Annotated in this window: 28 protein-coding genes, 2 tRNA genes and 1 pseudogene; 14 read left to right on the top strand and 17 right to left on the bottom strand. The window is 60.4% G+C overall.

Annotated features, from left to right (window positions below; genetic code table 11):
• From istB to ACVIGA_RS30050, 4 genes are all read right to left on the bottom strand, one after another.
• Window positions 1-864: an IS21-like element helper ATPase IstB gene (istB, locus tag ACVIGA_RS30065; protein ID WP_166107168.1), complete on the bottom strand. Its 864-nt coding sequence runs from the start codon at window positions 862-864 to the stop codon at window positions 1-3.
• Window positions 864-2,363, bottom strand: a complete 1,500-nt coding sequence (gene istA, locus ACVIGA_RS30060; RefSeq protein ID WP_166309211.1) for an IS21 family transposase — start codon at window positions 2,361-2,363, stop codon at window positions 864-866. Before istA ends, istB begins: the two co-directional genes overlap by 1 nt.
• A gap of 72 nt (window positions 2,364-2,435) precedes the next feature.
• Window positions 2,436-3,308, bottom strand: a complete 873-nt coding sequence (locus ACVIGA_RS30055) for an MBL fold metallo-hydrolase (protein WP_456670917.1) — start codon at window positions 3,306-3,308, stop codon at window positions 2,436-2,438.
• A gap of 350 nt (window positions 3,309-3,658) precedes the next feature.
• Complete coding sequence (locus tag ACVIGA_RS30050) at window positions 3,659-3,862, bottom strand: cold-shock protein (RefSeq protein WP_076865209.1); 204 nt, start codon at window positions 3,860-3,862, stop codon at window positions 3,659-3,661.
• 675 nt (window positions 3,863-4,537) lie between these two features.
• Here ACVIGA_RS30050 and ACVIGA_RS30045 point away from each other — a divergent pair.
• The 3 genes from ACVIGA_RS30045 to ACVIGA_RS30035 all read left to right on the top strand — a co-directional run bounded on the left by ACVIGA_RS30045 (window position 4,538) and on the right by ACVIGA_RS30035 (window position 6,997).
• Window positions 4,538-5,005: a hypothetical protein gene (locus ACVIGA_RS30045; protein WP_456668845.1), complete on the top strand. Its 468-nt coding sequence runs from the start codon at window positions 4,538-4,540 to the stop codon at window positions 5,003-5,005.
• Window positions 4,953-5,741, top strand: a complete 789-nt coding sequence (locus tag ACVIGA_RS30040) for a caspase family protein (protein WP_456670916.1) — start codon at window positions 4,953-4,955, stop codon at window positions 5,739-5,741. Before ACVIGA_RS30045 ends, ACVIGA_RS30040 begins: the two co-directional genes overlap by 53 nt.
• Window positions 5,742-6,514: 773 nt before the next feature.
• Entirely contained in the window at window positions 6,515-6,997 is a 483-nt protein-coding gene (locus tag ACVIGA_RS30035; protein ID WP_456668844.1) for a TspO/MBR family protein, read from the top strand.
• 451 nt (window positions 6,998-7,448) lie between these two features.
• Here ACVIGA_RS30035 and ACVIGA_RS30030 read toward each other — a convergent pair whose 3' ends face one another.
• Complete coding sequence (locus ACVIGA_RS30030) at window positions 7,449-7,625, bottom strand: hypothetical protein (protein ID WP_456668843.1); 177 nt, start codon at window positions 7,623-7,625, stop codon at window positions 7,449-7,451.
• Window positions 7,626-7,841: 216 nt separating this feature from the next.
• On the opposite strand from ACVIGA_RS30030, the gene ACVIGA_RS30025 reads away from it, so the two are divergent.
• Window positions 7,842-8,345, top strand: a complete 504-nt coding sequence (locus ACVIGA_RS30025; protein WP_456668842.1) for a YciE/YciF ferroxidase family protein — start codon at window positions 7,842-7,844, stop codon at window positions 8,343-8,345.
• Between the two features lie 478 nt (window positions 8,346-8,823).
• Here ACVIGA_RS30025 and ACVIGA_RS30020 read toward each other — a convergent pair whose 3' ends face one another.
• Entirely contained in the window at window positions 8,824-9,018 is a 195-nt protein-coding gene (locus ACVIGA_RS30020) for a hypothetical protein (protein WP_223970372.1), read from the bottom strand.
• Window positions 9,019-9,242: 224 nt separating this feature from the next.
• Window positions 9,243-10,136, bottom strand: coding sequence for a non-homologous end-joining DNA ligase (ligD, locus tag ACVIGA_RS30015; RefSeq protein WP_456668841.1), 894 nt, complete (start codon window positions 10,134-10,136; stop codon window positions 9,243-9,245).
• Window positions 10,137-10,548: 412 nt separating this feature from the next.
• On the opposite strand from ligD, the gene ACVIGA_RS30010 reads away from it, so the two are divergent.
• Both ACVIGA_RS30010 and ACVIGA_RS30005 read left to right on the top strand, forming a co-directional pair.
• Window positions 10,549-10,794, top strand: a complete 246-nt coding sequence (locus ACVIGA_RS30010; RefSeq protein ID WP_456668840.1) for a DUF6894 family protein — start codon at window positions 10,549-10,551, stop codon at window positions 10,792-10,794.
• Between the two features lie 196 nt (window positions 10,795-10,990).
• The gene (locus ACVIGA_RS30005) at window positions 10,991-11,155 is read left to right on the top strand and encodes a hypothetical protein (protein ID WP_456668839.1); all 165 of its coding nucleotides are present in this window, start codon (window positions 10,991-10,993) and stop codon (window positions 11,153-11,155) included.
• Window positions 11,156-11,368: 213 nt separating this feature from the next.
• Here ACVIGA_RS30005 and ACVIGA_RS30000 read toward each other — a convergent pair whose 3' ends face one another.
• Window positions 11,369-11,593 (bottom strand): DUF3606 domain-containing protein, encoded by a 225-nt coding sequence (locus ACVIGA_RS30000; protein ID WP_456668838.1) that lies wholly within the window; start codon window positions 11,591-11,593, stop codon window positions 11,369-11,371.
• 123 nt (window positions 11,594-11,716) lie between these two features.
• On the opposite strand from ACVIGA_RS30000, the gene ACVIGA_RS29995 reads away from it, so the two are divergent.
• Window positions 11,717-12,055, top strand: a complete 339-nt coding sequence (locus ACVIGA_RS29995; RefSeq protein WP_456668837.1) for a hypothetical protein — start codon at window positions 11,717-11,719, stop codon at window positions 12,053-12,055.
• 117 nt (window positions 12,056-12,172) lie between these two features.
• On the top strand, window positions 12,173-12,706 hold the full coding sequence (locus ACVIGA_RS29990) for an ATP-dependent DNA ligase (protein WP_456668836.1): 534 nt from the start codon (window positions 12,173-12,175) through the stop codon (window positions 12,704-12,706).
• Window positions 12,707-12,736: 30 nt separating this feature from the next.
• On the opposite strand, the gene ACVIGA_RS29985 is transcribed toward ACVIGA_RS29990, so the two are convergent.
• A complete protein-coding gene (locus ACVIGA_RS29985) occupies window positions 12,737-13,705 on the bottom strand; it encodes an MFS transporter (RefSeq protein ID WP_456668835.1) in 969 nt (322 codons plus the stop codon).
• Between ACVIGA_RS29985 and ACVIGA_RS29980 the strand changes: the two genes are divergently transcribed.
• The 3 genes from ACVIGA_RS29980 to ACVIGA_RS29970 all read left to right on the top strand — a co-directional run bounded on the left by ACVIGA_RS29980 (window position 13,704) and on the right by ACVIGA_RS29970 (window position 15,786).
• Complete coding sequence (locus ACVIGA_RS29980; protein ID WP_456668834.1) at window positions 13,704-14,441, top strand: ImmA/IrrE family metallo-endopeptidase; 738 nt, start codon at window positions 13,704-13,706, stop codon at window positions 14,439-14,441. The two genes, ACVIGA_RS29985 and ACVIGA_RS29980, sit on opposite strands and share 2 nt — an antisense overlap.
• Window positions 14,442-14,512: 71 nt before the next feature.
• A complete protein-coding gene (locus ACVIGA_RS29975) occupies window positions 14,513-15,583 on the top strand; it encodes a hypothetical protein (protein ID WP_456668833.1) in 1,071 nt (356 codons plus the stop codon).
• Between the two features lie 41 nt (window positions 15,584-15,624).
• Window positions 15,625-15,786 carry a hypothetical protein gene (locus tag ACVIGA_RS29970; RefSeq protein ID WP_456668832.1) on the top strand — a complete coding sequence of 54 codons (162 nt, stop codon included), beginning with the start codon at window positions 15,625-15,627 and terminating at the stop codon, window positions 15,784-15,786.
• Window positions 15,787-15,879: 93 nt separating this feature from the next.
• Here ACVIGA_RS29970 and ACVIGA_RS29965 read toward each other — a convergent pair whose 3' ends face one another.
• Together ACVIGA_RS29965 and ACVIGA_RS29960 are read right to left on the bottom strand one after the other, a co-directional pair.
• Window positions 15,880-16,062 carry a helix-turn-helix domain-containing protein gene (locus ACVIGA_RS29965; protein WP_456668831.1) on the bottom strand — a complete coding sequence of 61 codons (183 nt, stop codon included), beginning with the start codon at window positions 16,060-16,062 and terminating at the stop codon, window positions 15,880-15,882.
• A gap of 389 nt (window positions 16,063-16,451) precedes the next feature.
• A tRNA-OTHER gene (locus tag ACVIGA_RS29960) sits at window positions 16,452-16,518 on the bottom strand.
• Window positions 16,519-17,146: 628 nt separating this feature from the next.
• Between ACVIGA_RS29960 and ACVIGA_RS29955 the strand changes: the two genes are divergently transcribed.
• Together ACVIGA_RS29955 and ACVIGA_RS29950 are read left to right on the top strand one after the other, a co-directional pair.
• Window positions 17,147-18,082, top strand: a complete 936-nt coding sequence (locus ACVIGA_RS29955; RefSeq protein ID WP_456668830.1) for a recombinase family protein — start codon at window positions 17,147-17,149, stop codon at window positions 18,080-18,082.
• A pseudogene (locus ACVIGA_RS29950) lies at window positions 18,067-18,180 on the top strand (recombinase zinc beta ribbon domain-containing protein); the annotation flags it as partial. The gene ACVIGA_RS29955 and the pseudogene ACVIGA_RS29950, both read left to right, overlap by 16 nt.
• Window positions 18,181-18,321: 141 nt before the next feature.
• On the opposite strand, the gene ACVIGA_RS29945 reads toward ACVIGA_RS29950, so the two are convergent.
• The 6 genes from ACVIGA_RS29945 to ACVIGA_RS29920 all read right to left on the bottom strand — a co-directional run bounded on the left by ACVIGA_RS29945 (window position 18,322) and on the right by ACVIGA_RS29920 (window position 21,988).
• On the bottom strand, window positions 18,322-18,522 hold the full coding sequence (locus tag ACVIGA_RS29945; protein ID WP_456668829.1) for a hypothetical protein: 201 nt from the start codon (window positions 18,520-18,522) through the stop codon (window positions 18,322-18,324).
• A 295-nt stretch (window positions 18,523-18,817) separates the two neighbouring features.
• A tRNA-Met gene (locus ACVIGA_RS29940) sits at window positions 18,818-18,894 on the bottom strand.
• A gap of 115 nt (window positions 18,895-19,009) precedes the next feature.
• Window positions 19,010-19,366, bottom strand: a complete 357-nt coding sequence (locus ACVIGA_RS29935; protein WP_223969648.1) for a hypothetical protein — start codon at window positions 19,364-19,366, stop codon at window positions 19,010-19,012.
• A 52-nt stretch (window positions 19,367-19,418) separates the two neighbouring features.
• Window positions 19,419-20,057: a class I SAM-dependent methyltransferase gene (locus ACVIGA_RS29930; RefSeq protein WP_456668828.1), complete on the bottom strand. Its 639-nt coding sequence runs from the start codon at window positions 20,055-20,057 to the stop codon at window positions 19,419-19,421.
• A 25-nt stretch (window positions 20,058-20,082) separates the two neighbouring features.
• Entirely contained in the window at window positions 20,083-21,279 is a 1,197-nt protein-coding gene (gene mnmA, locus ACVIGA_RS29925; protein ID WP_456668827.1) for a tRNA 2-thiouridine(34) synthase MnmA, read from the bottom strand.
• Window positions 21,280-21,679: 400 nt separating this feature from the next.
• Window positions 21,680-21,988, bottom strand: a complete 309-nt coding sequence (locus tag ACVIGA_RS29920; protein WP_456668826.1) for a hypothetical protein — start codon at window positions 21,986-21,988, stop codon at window positions 21,680-21,682.
• Between the two features lie 40 nt (window positions 21,989-22,028).
• On the opposite strand from ACVIGA_RS29920, the gene ACVIGA_RS29915 reads away from it, so the two are divergent.
• Window positions 22,029-23,231, top strand: coding sequence for a flagellar hook-length control protein FliK (locus ACVIGA_RS29915; RefSeq protein WP_456668825.1), 1,203 nt, complete (start codon window positions 22,029-22,031; stop codon window positions 23,229-23,231).
• Window positions 23,232-23,233: the final 2 nt, after the last annotated feature.

The raw sequence follows: 23,233 nt of genomic DNA, 5'->3' as shown, positions 1-23,233 counted from the left end.
TCAATCGGCGTTCGACTGGGACCCCCTATCGGCATCCAAAAGGGACCCCTTTGATCGGCGTGCTCTGCTGGTAGCGCTCGGGTCGTCGGAGCTGGTCGGGGTTGCGGAGACGGCGCGAGCGCGGGTTGTTTGAACATCGTCGCGGCTTTTGAATCGCCAGCTGTCGTTGCCGGTCTCGACGATGTCGCAGTGATGGGTCAATCGGTCGAGTAGCGCGGTGGTCATTTTGGCATCACCGAACACACTGGGCCATTCGCCGAACGCAAGATTGGTGGTGACAATGATGGAGGTGCGCTCGTAGAGCCGGCTGATGAGATGGAACAGGAGCTGACCGCCGGATTGCGCGAACGGCAGATAGCCCAGCTCGTCGAGAACGATGAAGTCCATGCGGGTCAGATGCTCGGCGAGCCGTCCCTGCCGACCGTTGCGGGTCTCGGTCTCGAGCCGGTTGACGAGGTCGACGACGTTGTAGAAGCGTCCTCTGGCGCCATCGCGGATGCAACTTCTGGCGATGGCAATCGCCAGGTGGGTTTTGCCTGTACCGGTGCCGCCAACCAGCACGACGTTGCGTTGTTGGGCGATGAAGCCGCCGCCAGCGAGATCATTGACGAGAGTCTGATTGATCGGCGTGCCGTCGAACTGGAAGTCGGCGATGTCCTTGGCGAGCGGCAGCTTTGCAATGGTGAGCTGGTATTTGATCGACCTGGCTTGCTTCTCGTTGATCTCGGCGTTGAGCAGGTCGCCGACAATGCGTTGAGGCTCGTGCTGGCGCTTGACGGCAGTTGCCATGATCTCGTCGAAGGCAGCCTTCATGCCGTAGAGCTTAAGTTCGCCCATGAGGTCGAAGATTTGGGTTCGTTCCATCAGATGGTCCTCCGGAGGTTGTCGTAGCGGGCACAATCGGCGATCGGTGCATGACGGAGCGTCAGTGCGGCCGGCGTCATGATGTTGGCCGGTGGGGCGGGTTCACGTTGACGGGCCAGGATATTGAGAACGACATCGGCGGAATGGACGCTGTGACTGAGCGCTTCGGCACAAGCCGCTTCCACCGCGGACAGACCGTCAGTCAGCACCGCGGTGAGGATGTCGACCATCTGCCGATTGCCATCGTCGGTGCTGGCCAGCTTGCGCCGGATCCGCTCGATCGCGGCCGGCAGCACCCAGTCTTTGAAGGGAGCACCGTTGCGCAAGGCGCCGGGTTTGCGGGCGAGCACCGGCACATAATGCCAGGGGTCGTAGACGGTATCGCCGCGGCCAAAGGATCGCGGGTGCTCGGCAACGATACGTCCATCCTGACGGATCACGATGCGATCGGCATAGGCTTGAACCTCGACCGGTCGTCCGACTGCACTGGCTGCGACCGAGTACTTGTTGTTGTCGAAGCGCACCAGGCAGGTCTTCGAGACCGATGCTGTCACCGCATGGAAGCCGTCGAAGCGGCCGGCATAGGGAACGAGTTTGGGGCGTTCGGCTTCGAACACGTCCCAGATCGTCTGATCGACCAGCTCCGGATGGCGATGAGCCTTGGCGTAGGCGATGCACTTGTCGAGCAGCCAGGCGTTTAACTCGTCGAGGTTTTTGAACCGCAGCCGCGGCGTGAAGAAGCGCTCCCGGACCAGCCCGACCTGGTTCTCGACCTGCCCCTTCTCCCAGCCCGACGCTGGCGTACAGGCGACCGGATCGACCAGATAGTGGCTGCACATCTGCAGGAAGCGGCGATTGTAGAGACGGCCTTTACCGACAAAGATCGTCTCCACCGCGGTCTTCATGTTGTCGTAGATGCCGCGGGTGCAGGTGCCTTTGAACAGGGCGAATGCCCGGTCGTGGGCGTCGAACACCATCTCCTGCGTCTCCCGCGGATAGGCCCGCACGAACAGCATGCGACTGTGACAGAGCCGAACATGAGCAGCCTTCACCATCACCGTGGTGCCGCTCAGCAGGACCACCTCGTGGCTCCAGTCGAACTGGTAGGCTTCGCCTGGTGCAAAGCTCAGCGGCACATAAGCCGACGCTGTCGAGGTGCCGCGTTCCTTGGTCCACCGTCGGGCGTATCGACGAACCGCATCATAGCCGCCGGCATAACCCAGGCCGCGGAGTTCCTCGAATAGCCGGATCAGCGTCAGCCGTTCCCGCGCCGCCTTGCTCTCATTCCCTGCCAGCAACCGATCAAGCTCGGCACTCCAGGCACCCATCTTCGGGAGCGGCTGCGTCTCGCGCTCGTACCGGAACTCCGTCGCTTGAGAACGAATGACCTTGCGAACCACCTTCCGCGATACGCCAAGTTCTCGGCAGATCGCCTTGATCGGACGACCATCAACAAAGTAGGCGCGACGGATCTTACCAATCGTCTCCACCACCAGCATCCCAACCTCGGCTTCCATGACTCGATGGAAGCCACTGTGGACCCTTATCCCGGGGTCCCGATTGGATGCCGATCACCCCGAAACGGGGTCCTTATTCCATGCCGAAACACACTCTTCATCCGGATAGCGTCCCGAGATGTGTGTCAGGACGAGTTGCTTCACGCCGTTTTCCGCCGCCAGTAACGCTGCCTCCGCCGCGGTGAGATGTCCGTAGTCGCGCGCTAGTCCAGCGTCGCGCGCCAGGAAGGTGGCTTCGATGACCAACATATCGGCACCCTGCACGTACCCCGCCAAGCCGTCGGTTGTCTCGGCGTCGCCGACGATAACAAGCTTCCGGGCTCCTTCGGGCGGCCCCAGAACGCTCTCCGGAGCGATCGTTCGGCCGTCCGCCAGGGTGATCGAGCGGCCCTCAACCAAGTCCTTCCGGATCGGCCCGTCAGGTACCCCGAATGCCGCCAGGCGGTCGGGGCGAAGATGGCGGCGCGCCGCGCTCTCGAAGACGAAGGCATAGCTGTCGGTGTCGCGATGGCGGACCGGAAAGCACCCGACCGAGAACTCGTCGGCGTCGAGGACCAAGCCTGGCTGCAGCGGCACGAGTTGCAAGGGGATCGGCGCTCTGTTTTCGCCCCAGAGCCCGGCCAACATCCTGACGACGACGTCGAGCGTGCCCGGACTGCCGTGGATGGTCACGAGATCCTCGCTCTGGCGCAGCCGGAGCGTCGAAAAGAGTCCTGGAATCCCAAGCACGTGGTCAAAATGCGCGTGAGTAAGCAGGAGGCGATCGAGCCGCCGGAAGCCCGCGCCGCTGCGCAATAGCTGCCGCTGCGTTCCCTCCCCACAATCCACCAGGAACCGATGGCTTCCGGCCTCGATGAGAAGGCCCGGATGATTGCGATCGGCGGACGGCACGCTGGCCGAGGTACCAAGGAATGTCAGATTGAACATTTTGGCGAATTCCGGATCCAAGCTGAACCTTCGGCACGTCCGAAAAGGGGCCAAAACCGGACATCTGAGCCTCCACGGCGCGTCAGAGACTATATCGCCTGGAAGTGCATCCGCGCTGCCCGCCGCAACGCCGAGTGCTCTCGGCAGCGCCGATACCGTCATCCGAGTCAGGGGCGGTCATGGCCACGGCCATGGATGGGGCCATCACGGCGGGCGCGGGCATCACTACGGCTGGGGCCGCGGCCACCATTATGGTTGGGGGCACCATCGCCACTAACCGGCGCGCGTGCGCTAGCTTTAAAACGAAGGCCCGCCGGGCGTGAACCGGCGGGGATCGGCTCCGAACCTCGTTAGCCGACTCTCAGATTCTCGGCAGACGTCTTGCCCCGATTTTCCCTCTCTTCATAGCTTACCTTTGCACCCTCGTTGAGACTGCTCAGACCGGCCTTTTCGACCGCCGAAATGTGCACGAATACGTCTTTGCCGCCGTTGTCGGGCTGAATGAATCCGTATCCTTTGGTTGGATTAAACCACTTAACAGTACCTGTAGCCACGTCGCCTCTCCTCTTGAGATAACGCGGCAGCCTAAGTCGGGAGCGCCGGCGGCTGCAAGGAAAACCGGCGGAGCATGAATGCCCGCTGCGAGACGCAACAGAAGCGGCGCTGGACATCGTCAGGCGGCCGAAGTGGACGCCGATCCACGAGCTCGAACGCTACATGCGGTGCAAGCAGTGATCGCGCCGGCACGGCCACCCTTTCAAGCGCAGCCACCTTGTAGCGCTGCGGACGACCAAAATCTCCACAATGAATCCGCCTTCAACTTGGTGGCCGTGAGAGCGATGATCGGCTCTAACGCTCATCCCGCATATATGGACTCCGCCGGGAAACGAGTCTCAAATCTTGATCCGCCGCCATGGTTTGGAGCCCGTGCATGTGCGGCACATTCGTCGGATTTCCCCACAAGCTCCAAGCGATCGCGCCACTCGCGAGTATTCCACCGCAGATAGCCAAAAGGTCCCAGCGCACGCTGCTCCTGGAGCTCCCGCTGTTGCATATCGCGCTCTTCTTTGTTGGGCCCACTGCCCTCGACTATCCTGAAATCTGGCATGGCCGCCCTCCGGTACGACTTAACTCGCGATAGAATCTTCGACCAGACAAGGGCGCTATGTGATCTTGGTCACTTGCCGGTCAACCTACCCCAATTAGAATGACGCTAAAGGGGGACGCCGATGGTCAAGGTATTTTCGCGCTTGCTGGCCGCCGTATTGCTATCAAGCATCGGCCAAGCGATCATCATGAACAGGTCTGAGGCGGCCGGCTGGAACAGGCCTGAGGCGAAGCGAGATGATCCTTACGGATGTAGTGCCATCGTCCGAGCGGAAATGGGGATTCCTCGTCAAGCGGGATATCAATTTCCGGAATTCGGTCCGCGCGTTCGAAAATGCGTGGTCGCACATGGTGGGGGCAGCAGCCGTCCTCAGGTCGTCGCGGAGCGCGGTGTACAGCAACCAGTTCAAGCTCAGTCCAGGAAAAACACCGCTGAGCGCGCCGCCGAATCTCAGGCGAAAGTCGCAGATCGCGGCCAGATTAACGACGCGATGAAGTCGAAGCCCCGCGACTACCGCTACGCTCGAGTCTTCCAAAATATCGAACTCTCCTGCGAACCTTGGAAAGCGAGTTGCGCTGGTCATCGGTAGCGGCGCCTATGAGCACGTTCCTACACTTTCAAATCCGCCAAACGATGCAGCCGCTATCGATGCGTCACTGACCCGACTTGGTTTTTCTGTCGCGTTGGCCAACAATCTCACATTCCAGCGCACGAAAGACTTAGTCGCTCAGTTTGAAAGAGACGCGTTGGATTCCGACATTTCCGTAATCTATTACGCCGGTCACGGCGTTGAAGCTTACGGTGAGAATTGGATGATTCCCATCGACGCTCAAGCTCTTCGTGATGGAGATTTGAGTGACGAGGCGATCAACTTAAAGACTCTCAGCACGGATGTTGCAAAATCAAAATTGCTTGGGTTGATTATTTTGGATGCTTGCCGGGACAATCCCCTCATGCCTGGCAAAACCCAGAGCGCCGCGATCAATTCATCTGACTCCGGAAGTGACGCTAGCCAACCCTCTCGATCAGTAAAGCGAGGTCTTGCGCTTACCGAGCCATCAGGCAATGTTCTAATTGCGTTCGCGGCCAAAGACGGCACCACGGCGAACGACGGTGATGGTAGAAACAGCCCATTTACTACGGCGTTGTTAAAGCACATCGAGACGCCAGGATTGGAGGTGAATTTCCTTTTCCGGCGAGTTCGCGATGACGTCATGTTCGCTACTAGAGGCGCTCAACAGCCTTACGTATATGGCTCATTATCGCGAACTGAAGTGTTTCTGAAGCCAACAAGCGCTACAGGCGAGGCGCTTCCAAAACGGTAATCCAAATTGGCTGGGCTGCGCGCAGTCCGACTGGCTTGTTGACCAACGTCTTGTCTGTTGCGCCATTGTTGCCGTAATTTCTAGTGGCTTTCCCTCGCTCGCGATCGGCGCGATCATCACTGGTGCGCCAGCGTCGATAGACGAAATGGTCCGGCCGCTCATTCCCGTCTGTCAGTCCCGCGGAATGGCTCGCTGGCGGCCATGTCACCTGCAACATCCAGCGCCATGGTAGCTGCGATCGGATGGTGGATGTACGCCTGGATGCCCTGCCCCAGGATCAGCCCCGGTCGCGCGTCGGCTGGCGTTTGGTCCGCAAGGTCTGCGGTGTGGCCGGCGCAGTGCACGTTACACCCAACTGGCATGACATGGGGTGCCGCGTGCCATTTTCAGAAAACTGGAGATCATGATGGAAGTCGCTGCCGCAGCCCCGCGCACGTAACGATAGCTTAAAACCAGCGCCCCCAGCGCCGGACTTTAGTCACAGCGCCAGGGATCGCTACTCCCAGCGGCTGAGGAGCAGACCGGGAGCTTGAAAGCCGACTCTTTCCGTATCCATTCGTTCCTAGAAACAACGATCAGCGAACTACCTCCTCAGAGGTAAGAAACGATTGCGCCCCTGCGGAGTATTCTATCCGTCAGGATTTTGCACTTTACATCCTGGGGCCAGAGCCAACGCTGCCCGTGTGTATTTTAAGCGGGCGGCGTTGCGCACTGAATCTCCGCGCTGACTACATTAGCTCGGTCTGAAAATCTTATAGATAGAGAAAAACCAAGTGGCCGTTCCCATCGTTGTAGCGAGCACCCTCGTTATCCTCGTCCTTGCCGTGGGCGGCTGGACTACGACGGTGGGCACCTGGTACCGGGACTTACGCAAGCCATCTTGGAATCCGCCGGATTGGGTCTTCGGACCGGCGTGGACGGCTATACTGGCTCTCGCCGGCTGGTCGGGCGTCTCGGCCTGGACGAATGCCATCGGCGATAAGCCGGGTCGAATCCTCATTCTGTCGCTATTCGCCTCGAACATCGTCCTGCATATGCTGTGGAGCCCGCTTTTCTTCGCCTTGAAGAGACCGGATTGGGCTTTGGCCGAGGTCCCGTTTCTTTGGCTCTCGATCGCGGCGCTTATGCTCGCGGTTGGACAGTATTCGTCATTGGCCGTCTGGCTCCTGTTGCCCTACCTGCTATGGGTGACCTACGCGGCGTTTCTCAACTTCAAAATTGTCCGGCTGAACCGGCCATTCGGCGAACGTGCCTGAGGTGGGATAGACGCATGCTCTCGCCGAACCGAATGCCCAGCCTGCGAGCTATTGAAGACCAGCCGTCCGCCGATTGGTCCACAAAATTAAATCTGCATCTCGCTCGGAACCGCCAACCCCGTCGCTGCGAAAGCTAAGTGCAAGTCGCGGACCATGGCAGATCGGGTAGCGGAATTAATCGGTGACGAGTTGGGGGGCGCCGGCGAAAGCTATCTATGGCGCGGTTCGCCAATACAAGCTTCCGACTTTCCCCTCTCATCACCTGTGATTTAATGTTCCCAAGTAGATATTCTGCGGTTTGCTGAGGATCGGCAATCTCGTCCAGACCGCTGAGAAAATCCCAGGCGATCTGCAGCGAGCTTTCGACGAGGGGCGGCAGTGGTTCGGTCATTGGATATGAACACCCTCGAAGCGCCGCCGTTCCTCTCGCTCCGTGAAGGCGGGTCCCTAATTAGGCTGCAGGCGTCTTGCCGGTCTCCAGTGCCGCAGACTTCAGTTCAGCGCGCGTATCGCCCGCTGCTGCTCTCATAACGATGGTTTGAGCCATCTTCGTCTGCGTTGCAACACTGACCGACAACTCTCGCGCAGCCTCTTCTAAGACAGATCTCATCATTTCAATTCTTTTCATCGTGCCCGTCTAACGGCCTGATGTGACGACAGCAACACCCTAGTGCGTCCAAACGACGTCATCGCATTAACTCCTGTCCATCAGGAGCTTCTGCCGCGCCGATGCGGAACGACGTAAACACTCTTCTTCGTAGCCCGCGTAACCTTGCCGGCCACTTAGGAACGCTTCCTATTCATCGTCGTTTGCCGTGCGACCATTCCATAATAGGAGGCATCCATGGGATTCTTCACCAAAGACATCAAGACACTGAACGACCTCTTCGTGCACACCCTGCGGGATATCTATTACGCCGAGCAGCAGATTGCGAAGAACTTGCCGGACATGATCGACAAGGCCAGCGACCAATCCCTAAAGAACGGGTTCGAGACCCATCTCGCGGAGACGAAGATTCAAATTACGCGGCTGGAGAAGGTCTTTAAGATGCACGGTGTCGAGGCTAAGGGCGTGAACTGCCCTGCCATCGACGGCATCCTCAAGGAAGCGAGCGACGTGGCCGGCGATGTCGACGACAAGACGGTCCTCGACGCGGCCCTCATCGCGGCGGCGCAAGCCGTCGAGCACTACGAGATCACACGTTACGGCTCGCTGATCGCCTGGGCGAAGAAGCTCGGACGCGACGACTGCGCCTCCGTCCTCCAGGAAAACCTCGACGAGGAGAAGGCGACAGACAAGAAGCTCAACGACATGGCCGTCAACAGCGTAAACCAGCGCGCCGCATGATGCTCGCCGATCCGAACGCCGGCTGCATGAAAAAGCAGCCGGTGGGTGCGCATGGCCCGGCGACCCACGCTATCCCGTCAGCTTGGGCCAAATATCATATAGAACAGCATCGTGCCCACTACGCCGTCCAGCCGATGGAAGCCGCCACAGCGACCTCTTGAATCCGATCTCAAACGAACGTCTTCGAGATGAAAAACGTCGCCTGAGGTCCACAACGATTAGACTGCGAGTTCGCCCCGCGGCGACCGCCACGCTTCTTCACAGTCCGAGCTATCGAACCACTATATGCGTTCGACGACGTCGATTATTGAGCTGGTTTTCGGCTCTTCAATCCCGGCATCAACATCGCCCGACCGCTGGCACTCACACGGCATCCCTGCGCCGCACTGACAGCCTCCGGCCTCATCCGTCCAGGCAAGATGAGGATGGCTTGCACACACCCAGCCAAGGCCGTGGCAAATCGGACAGTTCGGATTTATCACTTCGGCCGGCGCCTGCGGGACGGCTTCGACCCTCTGAGGAATTTGATTGCCTCGACCGCGATGGTGTTGTCATCGCCCGCCTGTCCCTCGACGAATTTCATAACTCGCTGCCTGACTTCTTCCTCTTCGTTCGGCGCCAGCGTGACCATCATGCCGTAGGTACGAACAACCCGCTCAACCACAGTCTCCATTCAAATCCTCCCGAGAAAATCCCACAACGCCGCGCAGGAACTTTTTGTTCCTTCGGCTGGTTATGGGGAAAATGGAAAAGACCATGGACCTCACCAGATGCCAGCGCTGCGGCAAACCGCTCAAGGCCGTCATGTCACTCGACCAGCGGACCGACTTACGTTGTATTTCCTGCGATGGACTGGACCCAAAGGCTGATACCCCGATGTGGGTTGAAAGCCCCAAGCTACTTCCGGGACAGCCCCTTGAACGAGCTGGCTCGAAGTAGACCTTCGGACGTGATGTCGCGGTACTCGACGTCGGCAAAGAACTTGGGTTCGACCCAGGTTGCCTTCGGTTTCCGCATCGGCTTTGTGAGCTTGGCCTTCGGGCTGACGACGGTATCCAGGGCTTTACGGATCTGCGCCGAGGTAGTCCGATTCCAGCCGGTGCCGACCTTACCCATGTAGACAAGCTCCTTCCCCTGCTGCTTGCCAAGGTAAAGGGCTGCCACGCCAGTGGGGTCCTTGACGAAGCCGACGATCGGGAATTTCTCGCGCTGAACCGTCTTCACCTTTAGCCAGGCCTCGCCCCGCTCCGACCGGTATGGCGCATCGGTCCGCTTGGAGATGATGCCCTCGTAGTTGAGCTTCGCGGCGTGCTCGGACAGCTGCTCCCCATTCCCGGTGACGTGCTCGCTGAAGAGGACTGGCGGTTCGAGCTGGTAGGTATCGAACAGGCCCTGCAGCATGGCCTTGCGCTCAAGCTGCGGCGTTTTCCTTAAGTCTTGCCCATCGAGCCATAGGAGGTCGAAGGCGTAATAAAGCAAGCGGTCCTGGTCGCCTCTGGCGAGTTCTGCCTGCAGCTCGGAGAAGTTGGTACGGCCTTCATGGACGACGACGACCTCCCCATCGATGATCGCCTGCCCGGAGATGTCGAAGGCGCTGGCAATGACGGAGAACCGCTTTATCCAGTTCAGGCCATTACGGGTAAAGGCCTTGGCTTTACCGCGGTCGAGATGGAGCTGTACGCGGTAGCCGTCGTATTTGACTTCGTGAATCCACTGCAGCCCCGAGGGAGCTTTGCTCCGTAGGGTCGCTAGCTGGGGTTTAATGAACCCAAGCATCTCGATCCGCTTCATACGCAACTCACAAAGCGCTCGCCGCTGGAGGGGGCCAACGACGGGCAGTTTAGCCAGTGTACTTCCGGAGTCGACCACGACCGCGGACCTGCCCCATTCCGACGGGACATCGTCCGTCCTGAGCTCAGGAACCAGCGCCCGATTGACCAACTTCTAGCGGGGCACCGAGGCCACTCGACAATCTCTAGCGACTTCCCGCTCGCCCGATTCAGCGGGAAAATGAAGCCTATGGCCTAAAAACATCATCCCACACCTCTATCCGGCGGCAACCGTAAGGCATTGACCAAGGAGTTGGCGCGCGCCCGGGCCGTGACCACCTTCCTCGCCGCCCGATCGGCCGAGAAGCGCGCCGGTAGGAACGTATTCCACGTGTCTGCTCTTGTTCATCATCATAAACGCGGGGAGGCGGAATATGCCTCGCTATTTCTTCGATCTGCGCGACGGGGACGAACTAGTTCCAGACGAAGAGGGTTTGGAACTTAAAAGCATACAATCCGCACAGTTGGAGGCCGCTAGGTCCCTAGCTGATATGGCCCGGGACGAGTTGTACGACGCGCAGCCCAAAAACACGCGCAACATGGCGATAGAAGTGCGGGACGAAACTGGCCCCGTGATGGACATCAGGCTTACCTTCAAGGTGGAGAAGGGGTCGAAGTAAGGCCGCCCCGCCTCGGTTGGCGGCCTCCTTCGCCGCAAAGCTACCCGACCTTCCGAATTCTCCGTCGTGAACGGAGTTCCTCGGGCATAGGCCCATTCCCGTAGTGGGACAATTTCCCCGTGCGTTCCCGGTGCAGAGCTCGCGCGCTGCTTGCTATGTCCCGCGCATGCCCAGCAGCTTCACTCATAGAGGTGTCGTGTTCACCGTGACGCACACCTTCGACGACGTATTCAAGATCGATATTCATTTTGACGGACAAAAGTCTCGTCACACCGTGCGGACTCGATTGGTCGAACTGGCGAAGCGGCGCGCCGAGGCGCTGATCAACCGCAAACTGAAAGAGCGAACTCGCCCTGTGTGAGGCCGCCTCAGTTGGTTCGCGAGTAAGCCGGAACAGAAAATCCCAGCGCTCCCGGGGAAAAAGCACTGGGACTTTAGGCGAATGAAACGCGGCTTGGCAGAATCGGTGCACTCGCCGGACTATCCAATTTCCGAAAACCGGATTCGTTCCTGTGTAAGACCGCGACACGTTCGTCCGCCAATGCCGCTCCCTCACGAGCGACGTAGGCCAACGTCACTTCGAAGGTCTCTTTCCCAAAGACTTCTTCAGCGATGTCCCGAGCCGCCGCTCCACTCGCGTGCGGCTGTTGCCGACCTTCGTGACGGCCTTCTTCACGGACGCCGCCGACTTGCCGGTTTTCTTCGCCTCGTACCGCACCTCATAATCTTGTCCATCGGCGACACGCGCGCGGTCCTGCTTGCGACCGCGCGAGGTCTGCTTCTTCGCCTTCTTTGCCATTCAGGCCTCCCTGTCGCGAGGGCCAAACGCAAGTACATTTCAAGGGTTCCTTGCAAGGCGTTGCTCCGGAACGAATCGGGCGGCGCCTGCTTGAATCCCGATTGTGTTGCGTGGAGTTGATTTATGCGTAAGTCCAATTGGACACCGTCGATCGTCCCCAGCGGTGATCAGGCCATTTACCTCGTTGCCGACGACTTTGGCCCCATCGGACGCGCCTGGCGAGAAGCGGACCTTGAGGCCGCGGACCTCGAGACCGTCATCCAGGAGATGCTCGCCGGCGAGTACTCAAATCCCATCCGGGTGGCTGCCTTCAATACGTCGGAGCGCTGGTCAGAGGACATCGCTCGAGAGATCCAACGCCGCTGCGATCTCCAGCTGACCGACGTTCCGTCGCACTTGCAGGCCTTTGTCGATCGCCATGCGAGTGGAGATCGGCGGCAGCTGACGCTCCGTCTGGTTTAAGCATGCCGTTCCAGCGCAAAAAAGCCGGCGGCGATCGGCATCAAGGCGCTGTTTCCGGGCTTCATTGCGCCGGCATTGGCTTCGCCGATCGACAGGGTGCCCAGCGGCGAACGCTGGGTGCACGAGATCAAATTCGATGGCTATCGCGTCCAGATCCACCTCGCCCATGAAGAGGTGAATATCTACACCCGCCGTGGCCGCGACTGGACGAAACGCTTCAAGAAAATCGCCAATGACGCCTGGCACTTGCGGCCGCCCCGTGCCAGAAGACCGACCAGGACGGCTCCCACGAATGCGGCAACGATAACAGCGATCGATGCATTCATCCCGCCCTATTCCTCGATCTTCCCGGCAGCAACATCCATGCGGAAAATCGCGAACATAGGCCACGCAGATATCCCTGACTGCGCGGGTAGTGGCGCAAGTGGATTCGGTGCGATCGGCAAATTGCGCCATGTAGATGCGACCAGCCACGTCGCGTTCGCTCACGCCGAGGACCACCAGAATTTTGCGTTCAGCCGCAGCTGCTGCGATGCGCTTCTGTTCGAGGCCACTATACTCGGCCGAGTTGTCGACATAGGTGCGCGGAATATCTTTTCATCCAATGTCAGTGCAGCCGGCACAACCTCGAGATATGCCGCATGCGCATAATGCGCGTGCCGCCATCCGCTCGTTCGTCTGTCAAACACCCGAAACCGAAGCTGCCTTCATGTTGCCTTCCGTTTCCGTGTCGACCTTAAAACCCCTTGCGGATAAATCACGACCCAGGGTCTCGGGAAGCAGAAGTGAGGAGAGAATGAAGATAGTCGCAGCGGGAAGGGCCACGGCGACCATGCCGTTCAGCAGACTCCCACCTAAATGCCCGGCCGCAAGCGGTACAATCACGGGTGCGATGCTGCCGAGCCCTCGACCTCCCATATAGAATGTAGACACTGCAGTCGCACGCAGGTTGACCGGATAGAGTTCGGAAATCCAGACGCCGGTCACACCCAGCGCCACGTTGCCAATGCCGAAACCGATGTAGAGCCAGAACATCGGCCATTCGGTCTTCGATCCGGCGTAGAGCTGACTGCCCCATACGGCCATACCGACCAGAGACCCGACCCAAAACAGCGCGGGCACGAGAGCTCCGAAGCGGCGGCCGGCTCTGTCGTTGAAAAAGCCGTTCGCGAGGTAGCAAATGCCGCTGACTACGGAGAGCAGGACGGCCGTCGTACGGACGACATCACCCGGCGTATGCATATCACGCAGCAGCAGCGTCGGAATAAAAGAGACGACGCTGTAGTAGCAGAGCATATAGCTCATCAACCAGACGAAGCCGATGACGGTTTGCCGTGCCAGCCCATTCCGGAAGAGATCCGCGAGGGGAAATGTGCGAGCTTCTGCCGTGGCCCGGCCGGCCTTGCGTTGCGCCTCATACTCCAGCCAGATCTTGGATTCAGGCATGAAGAAGCGAATAAAGATGATCAGCAGAATGGGCACGCCGCCACTCAGCAGACCGATGCGCCAGCTCCACTCGTCACTGAACGTTGCAATCAGCCAGATGCCAACGATTGAAGCCGTGGACGACGCGATCACGGCGCAACCTTGGAGCGCGGCCGCCCCCAAACCTCGGCTGCCTTTTTTCCAGGCCTCGTTGAAGAGCACCATGCCGACGCAAACCGTCGTTAAATCTGCCCTTGGCAAGTTGTTCGGCCTATACGATTCCGCTGACACGCTGATCCACATCGACGACAGCGCTATAAAGTCAAAATCAAAAAAGACCTTCCTGACGCTTCACGAAACCGCGCATCACGATCTTCCCGTGCACAAGCGCATGTTTCGGTTCTTCCAGGATAGCGAACAACATCTCGATCCTGAGATCTCGGACCAGTTTGAACGCGAGGCGAACAACTTTGCTAGGTTCGCCCTGTTTAAGGGCGACACTTATGCCCGGCATGCCGCTGACTGCAAATTCGACATCAAGACACCGATCACACTCGCGAAAAAATTCGGCGCATCCAACTACGCCTCAGCGCGGGAATTCGCGCGTACTCACCATCGCGCCTGCGTCGTGTATATCCTCGAGCCTATCGAGTTCGTTCCGGGTCACGGTGCGCGGGCCGCCGTCCGCCGTATTGAACCTTCCCTTTCCTTCATGCTTCAGTTTGGCAAGCCCACAGATACCGTTATCACGCCCGATCATAGTCTTGGCCGTATCCTGCCCGTTGGCCGAAAGATGACACGCCCCACAACCCTTTCACTGAAGGATCGCAACGGCACGGCTCACGAGTGCGTGGCGGAGGCTTTCGACACGACACACAATGTCATTGTTCTGCTTTATCCGGTGAAAGCACTTGGCCAGCCGACAATCATCCTTCCGCCGGGCTTTAAGAACGTCGTTTAGCGCGGCCTAAGTTCAGCCCGCGCCAGAGCGATACGGATAGACATATTTCTTTCCAGTGGATACCGGGACCGATGGCGCAAACAGGATTAGATGAAACGCTGAAACTTGAGGCGGTCTATTTGACCGGCCCAGTGCCGCGTAACCTCGGCGTCCTCACGGTGCTCGGAGCCGTCTTCGACAAGGTGTATTTCCCGGGAGTTCATATGCCGAAGTCCGGCTATGACCCCAAAGAGGTCGAGAAGGAAATCGCACGTCTTGAAGGATTAAATGACCGCTGGCACGACACACAATTGCTCATCGGAGCAATGAAGTTACTGCTGCAGGCGAAGACGCTTGACGGCTTCTGCGAGTTCACCGCCGATCCTGATGATCCATTCCTGCGAAAGGACCCTGTGCCCGGCCAACTGGTCCAGGCCGTTTACGACTCAATTCATGGACCCCCACGACCTGACTTCATTCCATCGTTCAGTACGGGGCACGCCAAAGGGCTCGGCGACGGTGCTGAAACGCTCATTTATCCCGGCGACTACCACTACATTGCCGGAGCTATCGTGCATTCCGGACGAACCGGAGTGCCTCTCCTTAATGATATTCCCGGCTTGCAGATACCGGGCATGCCCGACATTGCGCCGGTAGACGACGCGAAGCTTCTGGCTTCTATTCTGGCCGTCGAGTGTACTCGGATCGCTCTCCCGCCGACGCCGTTGCTGCTGCCTGAAGACTTGATGGAATTCCGCGACGCCAATGCAGCGTTACTCAGAGGATTCCGGAGGTCGATGCTTCGTTACGCGGCGGACCTTAACGGCAAGATCAAAGACATGGACCGCGAGGCGTTCGAGAAGCATACGAAATTCTTCATCGAAACCCAGATCGTCCCCGCGATGGACGAGCTGAACGCCACGATGAACGATCCCGCCCGTCCGTGGCACAAGCGCGCGATTGACGCCATCAAGATTATCCCCGAAGTCGGAGGAGCTTTTCTTGCCGGCGGCCCGCACGCGGCATTGACTAAAGCGATTACGGCGACCGCGGCCCAGTTCTTCGTTGAGGTTGCGGCAAAGAACGACAAGGAAGAAGCTCAAAAGAGAAGCGGATTGACGTATTTGCTACGGCTTAAAGCTTTCTATGACGAACGAAAATGACCTGCTTGATCGCTTTCAAAGCCGGTATCTGCACTCACTGATTGACCGCGAATCTTTCGCCAATCGAAAGCGGCAAGTGGCAAGCGGGTGCGATCGAACGTCAACTTGCGCATCAGGAGGCGAATGAAATCCGTGGCACCTATACCCATGCCTCCGAATTCTGGCAGGAGCGCCGTGCGGATGATGCGGTGGTGGGCGGATGAGTTCGATCGGCTGAGGGAGCACGGTCGTGTCATCAAAATGAGTGCGTGAGGAGCGCGTTCAAAGTGGGGTTGCTCCATCAAGTCGCACGTCCATTAGTTCGACATGTTGGTGTCAAGAAGCGCTAGAAGAGAGCGAACCACTACTAGTCGCCGACGTCCGATCGTTGTCGTGACGATACGCCCAGCTCCTATCAACTCGTAAAGCTTCGTGCGTCCCAAGCCGGTCACTTCGCATGCATCGCCAATCGTGCAGGTGAGCCGCTGGGCGAACGGCATCGTGCTGGGTTCTGCGGCTTTCGGAGCGCATGGACTGACTTGTGACTGTTGTCCGCCAGTTTTCTCTCGTCGATTGTGTCTCACGTGACCCTCCTATTCGCGCAAAGCTCGACGGAAGGGTTGATTGTGCGCTGAGCAACGTCAATGCGAGCATCCGAGGGCGCTCGCGTACCACAGCGCACGTCAGCGGCGGTTTGAATATTCCCGGACACAAAGGGGCGACGAGGAAATTTTTCGCGAATGCGCCAGCCACAGCGAGGCATTGCTCCGAGGCCAGTCTGCTAAATGTCGGCAGCAAATTCCCTAAGCGTTCGCCGCTGTTCACCAGCGTCTTATTCAACCGTTATTCGACGAACGTGGCTGATGGCGACCTAAGTACCTGAGTTTGCTGGCGCTCCCTAGGGGAATCGAACCCCTGTTTCAGCCTTGAGAGGGTAAGTCAAACCACTCGAAAATCATCCTGAAAAGAGTTCCGCGATAGAGACCTATAGATGTCAATTCCACTCGTCCGTGCAGGCAGGCGTGACCGCACCAGTTTCGCACCAGAAACGACCCAATTGACGCGCAAAAAGCGCGATCGGATTGAGGCAAAAAGACAGCAACATCAACGAAGCCGATTGTTTTCCCGCCTCTCATAATGGTCTGGTTACAGGTTCAACTCAGGCCAAACTAGCTAAGAAATCAACAGGTAGTCAGAGTCTGTTTGTAATCGCACCCGGAGTTTCGCCCCAGTATCTACCGGATCACAAAGCGCTGCGCGAACCGACTCCCACCACCGAGCAGCTCGGTGTGCGAAGCCCTGAGTCTCCGTTCCTTTTTCTTTGCTGCGGCATCCAATAGCACGACGAGCTCATTGGGGCCGTTTCGCTCACGTGTCGTTCGAGCAAAATGCTCGAGTTGATCACCACCGCCAACATTCGTGAATTGGCGCCATCGCAGGTGCGTGCACCTTGCTGAGTTGCGCGCAGACCTAAAGGTTCGATTGTGAGCGACGCGCATCGCAAATTGTCCTTGCAGCCGATTCCGGACGGGGCGATCTTACGCCTTGCGCGCGTACTCGCTCGTGTGGCTGCAAGGGAAGATCATGAAAGAGAGCAAGCCAATCGGAGAAGCAAAGAAGAGAGCGGTAATCTATGCCCGATTCTCGACAGACCTTCAGAATGAACGATCGATTGAGGATCAGCTTTCGCTCTGTCAGAACTATGCTGGTCGCGAAGGATTAAGCGTCATCCGCACCTATGAAGACCGGGCCCGCTCGGGCGGCTCGTTGATGGGGCGCGACGGCTTGCTGCAACTGCTGGACGATGCAAGAGAGAAGTCCTTTGATGTTGTTGTCGTCGAAGCACTCGATCGTCTCTCCCGCGACATGGAAGATCTCGCTGGCATCCATAAGCGGCTGTCTTTTCTCGGTATCGAGATCCGGGCGGTGCACGAAGGCGTCGTCAATACTGTACTGGTCGGCCTTCGTGGCCTGGTCGGGCAGCTCTATCGCGAGGATAACGCTCACAAGGTGCGTCGTGGCCTGGCTGGGCGGATCAAGCAAGGCTTGGCTGGAGGTGGCTTGACGTACGGGTACGCGGCGATCGCCGGCAGAAGCGGCGAGCGGGTCGTCGTCGAGGCCGAGGCACAAGTGATCCGGCGCATCTTTCAGGAATACGTCGATGGTCGGACGCCTCGCGAAATCGCGCATGATCTCAACAAGGAGGGAATATCACCTCCGCGAGGGCGGTCATGGAATGCTTCAACCATCAACGGCAATCTCGAGCGGGGTGCCGGCATTCTGCAGAACGAGCTCTACGTAGGGCGCCTCGTCTGGAACAAGGTCAGGATGGTGAAGGATCCGGACTCCGGAAAGCGTCTGTCACGTCCCAATCCGAAGAGCGACTGGCAGACCGCTGAAGTGCCGCATCTTGCGATCATCAGTTCGGAACTGTTACGGCAGCTCAGCAACGCAAAGAGGAGCGTGGCCGCACCCATCCTAGCTATCAACGTCGGCCACGTCGGATGCTGTCCGGCCTGATCCGTTGCGGTTCATGCGGCTCGGGCATGGCAACCAGTGGACGAGACAAATCAGGGCGCGTTCGCATTCGCTGCTCGGCCGCGACGGAGAGCGGAACGTGTCCTGATGCCAAGACCTTCTATTTGGACACGGTCGAGAGTGCAGTTCTCAGCGGCCTGAAGGCTGAACTGCGCGCGCCGAAAATTATTTCCGAGTATGTGCGCACATATCTCGACGAACGGAGGCGCCTCGCAGTTGCATCAGTTGCGAAGCGACAAGGTCTTGAGCAGCAACTCGGAAAACTGAACCGGGAAATCGACCGGCTGGTTGATGCGATCGCAAAAGGACTCGGCGATCCATCCGTTCTTGGCCCTCGATCGACTGCATTGGATACCGAACGAAAGCGGATTTCGGCGGACTTGCAGAGTGCACCGCCAACCCCAAAAGAAGTTGCGCTGCATCCCGCCATCCTGAAGCGATATGAGGAGCAACTCGGCCGTCTTGAGGAAGCACTAGGAAAGGGTGTCAGCGCGGGCGATGGAGAGGCCGCCGAGGCGATCAGGGATCTGGTCGATACCGTCACCGTCTTCCGCGATCCGGAGCGGCCAGGCGGTGTAACCGTGGAGATCGCAGGCCGGCTCAACGCCCTCCTGGGCGAGAAGGCTTATCCGAACCGGGTCAAAGGAGCGTGGGGAAATATGCTAGCGGGAGGGCGGTACCGCCAATTCCCCAGTAACGAGACGTCGGGGGTAAAGGTGGTAGCGGGAGAGGGACTCGAACCCCCGACCCCAGGATTATGATTCCCGTGCTCTAACCAGCTGAGCTACCCCGCCACAGGCTCGCGATCGGCGGCATGGAGCCGCGGGTGCGAACGCGCGGCATATAAAGAGTGGCATGCTCGCCTGTCAAGCAAACCCGGACAGGACCGCAACTTATTGCACGCAGGGGCTATTTTGGCCTCACCGAGGGGTCGCCACCGGGGCTGCCGGGCGGAGGAATCACCGGCGTGTTGCCGCCTTGCGGGGTCGGCGCTCGCATTTCGGGGTCGACGCCGGCCGGCGGACACAGCACGCCGTCGGATCTGGCGAGCTTGTCGCCCAAAGCTTGCCCGGTGGTGGTTCCTTCCGGAACCGCGACGCCCGGACGCGAAGGCTGCTGCGGCGCGCAATTGGCGGCGGCGCGAGACGGCGCCGGCGGCGCGGTCTGTGCCGGCGGCGTGGCTGATGTCGGGGGCGCCTGCGCCGCGGCAACGACGGGCGCCATGATCAGGGCACAGGACAAAGCGAGCGTTCGATTGATCCTCATGACGAGAAAACCGGCACGACGCGCCGATGTTCCCGTCAAAATCGCCGCAGCCTCACGATTTGCGGAAACGGATCAGCGAGAAATGCCCCATCGGCGGCATCGGCCGGCGTTCCGCGAGGCTGACGCCGCCATGCTTGGCGGCCCAATTGGTCAGCCGCTCCCACGGAAATTCCGGACGCCAGCCGAGCCGCCGCGCCAGCGGCGCGAAGGCGAGCTCGAAGATGCGGCGCGGGCCGCTCTCGGCGCCGATGTGATTGACCAGGATCAGCTCACCACCCGGCTTCAGCACGCGGACGAAATCGTCGAGCGTCGCCTCGGGATCCGGCACCGCGGTGATGACGTATTGCGCGACCACCGCGTCGAAAAACGAATCCGGAAATGCGAGGTTCTTGGCGTCCATCACCGCCAGCGTCTCGACATTGCTGAGGCCCAGCGCGTGCACGCGCTTGAGCGCCCGCCGCAGCATCGGCTCGGAAATATCGACGCCGCAAAGTTTCGTGGTGCGCGCATAGTCCGACAGCGACAATCCGGTGCCGACACCGACGTCGAGCACGCGCCCGCCGATCCGGTCGGCTTCCGCGATCGTCGACTGCCGGCCCTGATCGAACACCTTGCCAAACACCAGATCGTAGATCGGTGCCCAGCGGCCATACGCCTTTTCGACCCCCTCGCGGTCGATGTCCCCAGCCATTCCCCTGCCCCGATGTTTCTTCTGTCTAGCCGCGAACCGCTTCCGCGAGCGGCGCCATCGCATCCTGCGTCGCGGCCCGCACGACGCGGCTCGCGCTCGCACTTCTGATGAAGCCGCCGCCGAGCACACGCGCCTGCCCGGAGGCTGCATCATAGAACACGCAGGCCTGGCCGGGCGATACGCCCTCCTCGCCGGCGACGAGCTCGACCTCATAGCCGCCATCGACGGCGCGCAACCATGCCGGCTGCGGCGCGCGCGTCGAACGCACGCGGACATAGATCTCGATACCCTCGCCGATCACGCGGTCCAGCGCGCCGTCGCCGATCCAGTTGACGTCGCGCAGCGCGATGCGATCCATCCGCAGCGCCTCGCGAGGCCCGACCACGACCCGGCGCGTCGCCGCATCGAGCTTGACCACATAGAGCGGATGGCTTGATGCGATGCCGAGGCCCTTGCGCTGGCCGACGGTGAAATGAACGATGCCCTGGTGCTGGCCGATGACGTTGCCGGCGAGATCGACGATGTCGCCCGGCGCGATCGCATTCGGCTTCAGCCGTCCGATGATGTCGGTGTAGCGGCCGGTCGGCACGAAGCAGATGTCCTGGCTGTCCTGCTTGTCGGCGACCTCGAGATCGAAGCGCCGCGCCAGCTCGCGGGTCTGCGGCTTGGTCATGTCGCCGAGCGGGAAGCGCAGGAAGTCGAGCTGCTCGCGCGTGGTCGCGAACAGGAAATAGCTCTGGTCGCGATCGGCATCCGCCGCGCAGATGAGCGAGCGCGATCCGTCGGCAAGCCGGCGCGAGGCGACATAATGACCGGTGGCCAGCGCCTGCGCGCCGAGCTCGCGCGCGGTCGAGAGCAGATCGCGGAACTTGACCGAACGGTTGCACTCGATGCACGGCACCGGCGTCTCGCCGAGCGCGTAGCTGTCGGCGAAATTGTCGATCACGGATTGCTTGAAGCGGCTTTCGTAGTCGAGCACGTAGTGCGGGATACCGATCCGCTCCGCGACATTGCGCGCATCGTGGATGTCGCGGCCGGCGCAACAGGCGCCCTTGCGATGGGTCGCGGCGCCATGGTCGTACAGCTGCAGCGTGATCCCGACCACGTCATAGCCCTGCGACTTCAACAGCGCAGCCGTCACCGACGAGTCGACGCCGCCGGACATGGCAACGACGATCCGTGTGTCTTCAGGGCGGCTTTCAAGATCCAGACTGTTGAGCATCTCTAAGCGGTCATTGGTCACTGTCGCGGCGAGCTTATGCGCTCCGCGACGAAATTGGAAAAAGCCTTTGTCCAGAGAGCCTTAGAACGCGTCCAAGGCCGGTTCGGTCGGTTCGGGACGCGTCGGAGGCCACCCTTAATATAGGCCGTATTCCGGCGAGGCAATCCGGCGGAATCCGTGGCTTACCGTGCGCGGACGGCAAATCTTGCCGCCGGGCAAAAAGGAGACCTGTCGGGAACCTGTCCCGGACCGCGATAGCCGCACCTAACCAGCTGATATAGCTGAGTATTTTGTCCACCCGATGGTTGGCCCGCTCCTTGCTGACAAAAGGCCGGAAGTCTCATTTGCGAGGGTTGGCAGTGGTCAGCGTGACGTCGGAAGCATTGGCAAGCCGGTCTTTTCAGGGCCCGACGACACGGTCGGCGCGGCCCGATCCCGCTTCGCAGGCGGGGAACGACGGCTTTGCCGCGCTGGTCGACAGCAATTCCGCGTCCACGAGCGACAACACCAGGTACGACACCCAACCGGCGCCTGCGCGCCGGTCGGACGATTCGACCTCGACGACCGATGCACGCTCCCGCGACACCAGCACGGCCCCCGACCGCACGTCGCGGGATTCGGGCAGTTCGCGCGACGACAACAAGGTCGACAGCGACGCGCCGCCGAAGACCAAGTCGAAATCGAAATCGGATGACTCGAAGTCGAGCACCGATGCGCAATCCACCGGCGACAAGGCCACGGCGCAAGCCGTGCCGCAACCGGATCCAGCCAATGCGGCAGCGGCCAACGCCGTGGTTGCCGTTCCCGTCGCCGCTGCAGCGGCGACTGACCCGACAGCGACGGCGAGCGCGCCATCCGGCCAACCGGCGGCACCACTGGCGATCGCAGCGGCGGCCATCGCGGCAAGCGCGGCGATCGCCGGCACTGGTGCCGCTGCCGGTACCGGTGCGCCGGCCGGCGCCGACACCGCAACGGCGGCGACCACCACGGCGAACGCCGACAAGGTCGCCAAGGCGGCCGGCGTCAAGACCGAGGGACAGGCCATCACGACGGATGCGGCAACGGTTTCGGGCGCAGCGACGGCGACCGGCGATGCGACACTCGCCGCCACCGTCGCTGCCGGAACGCCTGCCACGAAGACGACGACGCAGGCCAAGGCGCAGGTGGCCGCAAAGGACGCGACCGCGACACCGCCGACCGGCCAGGACGGCGCGGCCCAAAGCAGCAACCCCACCGCACAGGCCACTCCGACCAACATCGTACCTGCGGCCACGCAGCCGACGGCTGTATCCGGCAAGGCGAAGGCCACCGCAGACGGCGCAGCCGATGCCATCAAGGCCGATGCAAGCGGCGACGGCAACGCTGCACCGACGCCGACGGCCGGCGGCCATGCGGCTGCGCAGGCGCAGCTCACCACGCCCGATGCCAGCGCGCAGGCGGCGAATGCACTCCAGCCGCAACTGCCGACCGGCCAGACGACGCCGTCGGCAACCGCGCAATTAACCGTGACCAACGCCGCGCAAACCGCCGCCGTGCCACTGAACGGGCTTGCGATGCAGATCGCTGCCTCCGCCAAGAGCGGCAAGAGCCGCTTCGAGATCCGGCTCGACCCCGCCGAGCTCGGCCGCATCGATGTCCGCATCGATGTCGATCGCAACGGCCAGGTGACCTCGCATCTCACCGTCGAAAGGCCGGAAACGCTGTCGATGCTGCGCCAGGACGCCAACCAGCTACAGCGCGCGCTCGACAATGCCGGCTTGTCGACCGGCAATGGCGGATTGCAGTTCAGCCTGCGCGATCAGTCGCAGTCGGGCCAGAACAACAACGGCCAGTCCAATCCGAATGCCCAGCGTTTGATCGTCGCCGAAGAGGACAACGCTCCCGCCGCAGCGGCAGGCCGCTCCTACGGCCGCGCAACCGGCGCCCTCGGCGGCGTCGATATCAGAGTGTAAGG

This window comes from Bradyrhizobium sp. USDA 3240, assembly GCF_054063295.1.
Note: the sequence above shows the minus strand (reverse complement) of the source record. Positions and strands in the feature narration are given on the sequence as shown.

Excerpts from the sequence above, each read along its gene's own strand:
- istB (WP_166107168.1), bottom strand. The coding sequence starts at position 864 with ATGGAACGAACCCAAATCTTCGACCTCATGGGCGAACTTAAGCTCTAC.
- istA (WP_166309211.1), bottom strand. The coding sequence starts at position 2,363 with ATGCTGGTGGTGGAGACGATTGGTAAGATCCGTCGCGCCTACTTTGTT.
- ACVIGA_RS30055 (WP_456670917.1), bottom strand. The coding sequence starts at position 3,308 with ATGTTCAATCTGACATTCCTTGGTACCTCGGCCAGCGTGCCGTCCGCC.
- ACVIGA_RS30045 (WP_456668845.1), top strand. The coding sequence starts at position 4,538 with ATGGTCAAGGTATTTTCGCGCTTGCTGGCCGCCGTATTGCTATCAAGC.
- ACVIGA_RS30030 (WP_456668843.1), bottom strand. The coding sequence starts at position 7,625 with ATGAAAAGAATTGAAATGATGAGATCTGTCTTAGAAGAGGCTGCGCGA.
- ACVIGA_RS30025 (WP_456668842.1), top strand. The coding sequence starts at position 7,842 with ATGGGATTCTTCACCAAAGACATCAAGACACTGAACGACCTCTTCGTG.
- ACVIGA_RS30020 (WP_223970372.1), bottom strand. The coding sequence starts at position 9,018 with ATGGAGACTGTGGTTGAGCGGGTTGTTCGTACCTACGGCATGATGGTC.
- ligD (WP_456668841.1), bottom strand. The coding sequence starts at position 10,136 with ATGAAGCGGATCGAGATGCTTGGGTTCATTAAACCCCAGCTAGCGACC.
- ACVIGA_RS30010 (WP_456668840.1), top strand. The coding sequence starts at position 10,549 with ATGCCTCGCTATTTCTTCGATCTGCGCGACGGGGACGAACTAGTTCCA.
- ACVIGA_RS30000 (WP_456668838.1), bottom strand. The coding sequence starts at position 11,593 with ATGGCAAAGAAGGCGAAGAAGCAGACCTCGCGCGGTCGCAAGCAGGAC.
- ACVIGA_RS29995 (WP_456668837.1), top strand. The coding sequence starts at position 11,717 with ATGCGTAAGTCCAATTGGACACCGTCGATCGTCCCCAGCGGTGATCAG.
- ACVIGA_RS29980 (WP_456668834.1), top strand. The coding sequence starts at position 13,704 with ATGCCGACGCAAACCGTCGTTAAATCTGCCCTTGGCAAGTTGTTCGGC.
- ACVIGA_RS29985 (WP_456668835.1), bottom strand. The coding sequence starts at position 13,705 with ATGGTGCTCTTCAACGAGGCCTGGAAAAAAGGCAGCCGAGGTTTGGGG.
- ACVIGA_RS29975 (WP_456668833.1), top strand. The coding sequence starts at position 14,513 with ATGGCGCAAACAGGATTAGATGAAACGCTGAAACTTGAGGCGGTCTAT.
- ACVIGA_RS29965 (WP_456668831.1), bottom strand. The coding sequence starts at position 16,062 with ATGCCGTTCGCCCAGCGGCTCACCTGCACGATTGGCGATGCATGCGAA.
- ACVIGA_RS29955 (WP_456668830.1), top strand. The coding sequence starts at position 17,147 with ATGAAAGAGAGCAAGCCAATCGGAGAAGCAAAGAAGAGAGCGGTAATC.
- ACVIGA_RS29945 (WP_456668829.1), bottom strand. The coding sequence starts at position 18,522 with ATGCAGCGCAACTTCTTTTGGGGTTGGCGGTGCACTCTGCAAGTCCGC.
- ACVIGA_RS29935 (WP_223969648.1), bottom strand. The coding sequence starts at position 19,366 with ATGAGGATCAATCGAACGCTCGCTTTGTCCTGTGCCCTGATCATGGCG.
- ACVIGA_RS29930 (WP_456668828.1), bottom strand. The coding sequence starts at position 20,057 with ATGGCTGGGGACATCGACCGCGAGGGGGTCGAAAAGGCGTATGGCCGC.
- mnmA (WP_456668827.1), bottom strand. The coding sequence starts at position 21,279 with ATGCTCAACAGTCTGGATCTTGAAAGCCGCCCTGAAGACACACGGATC.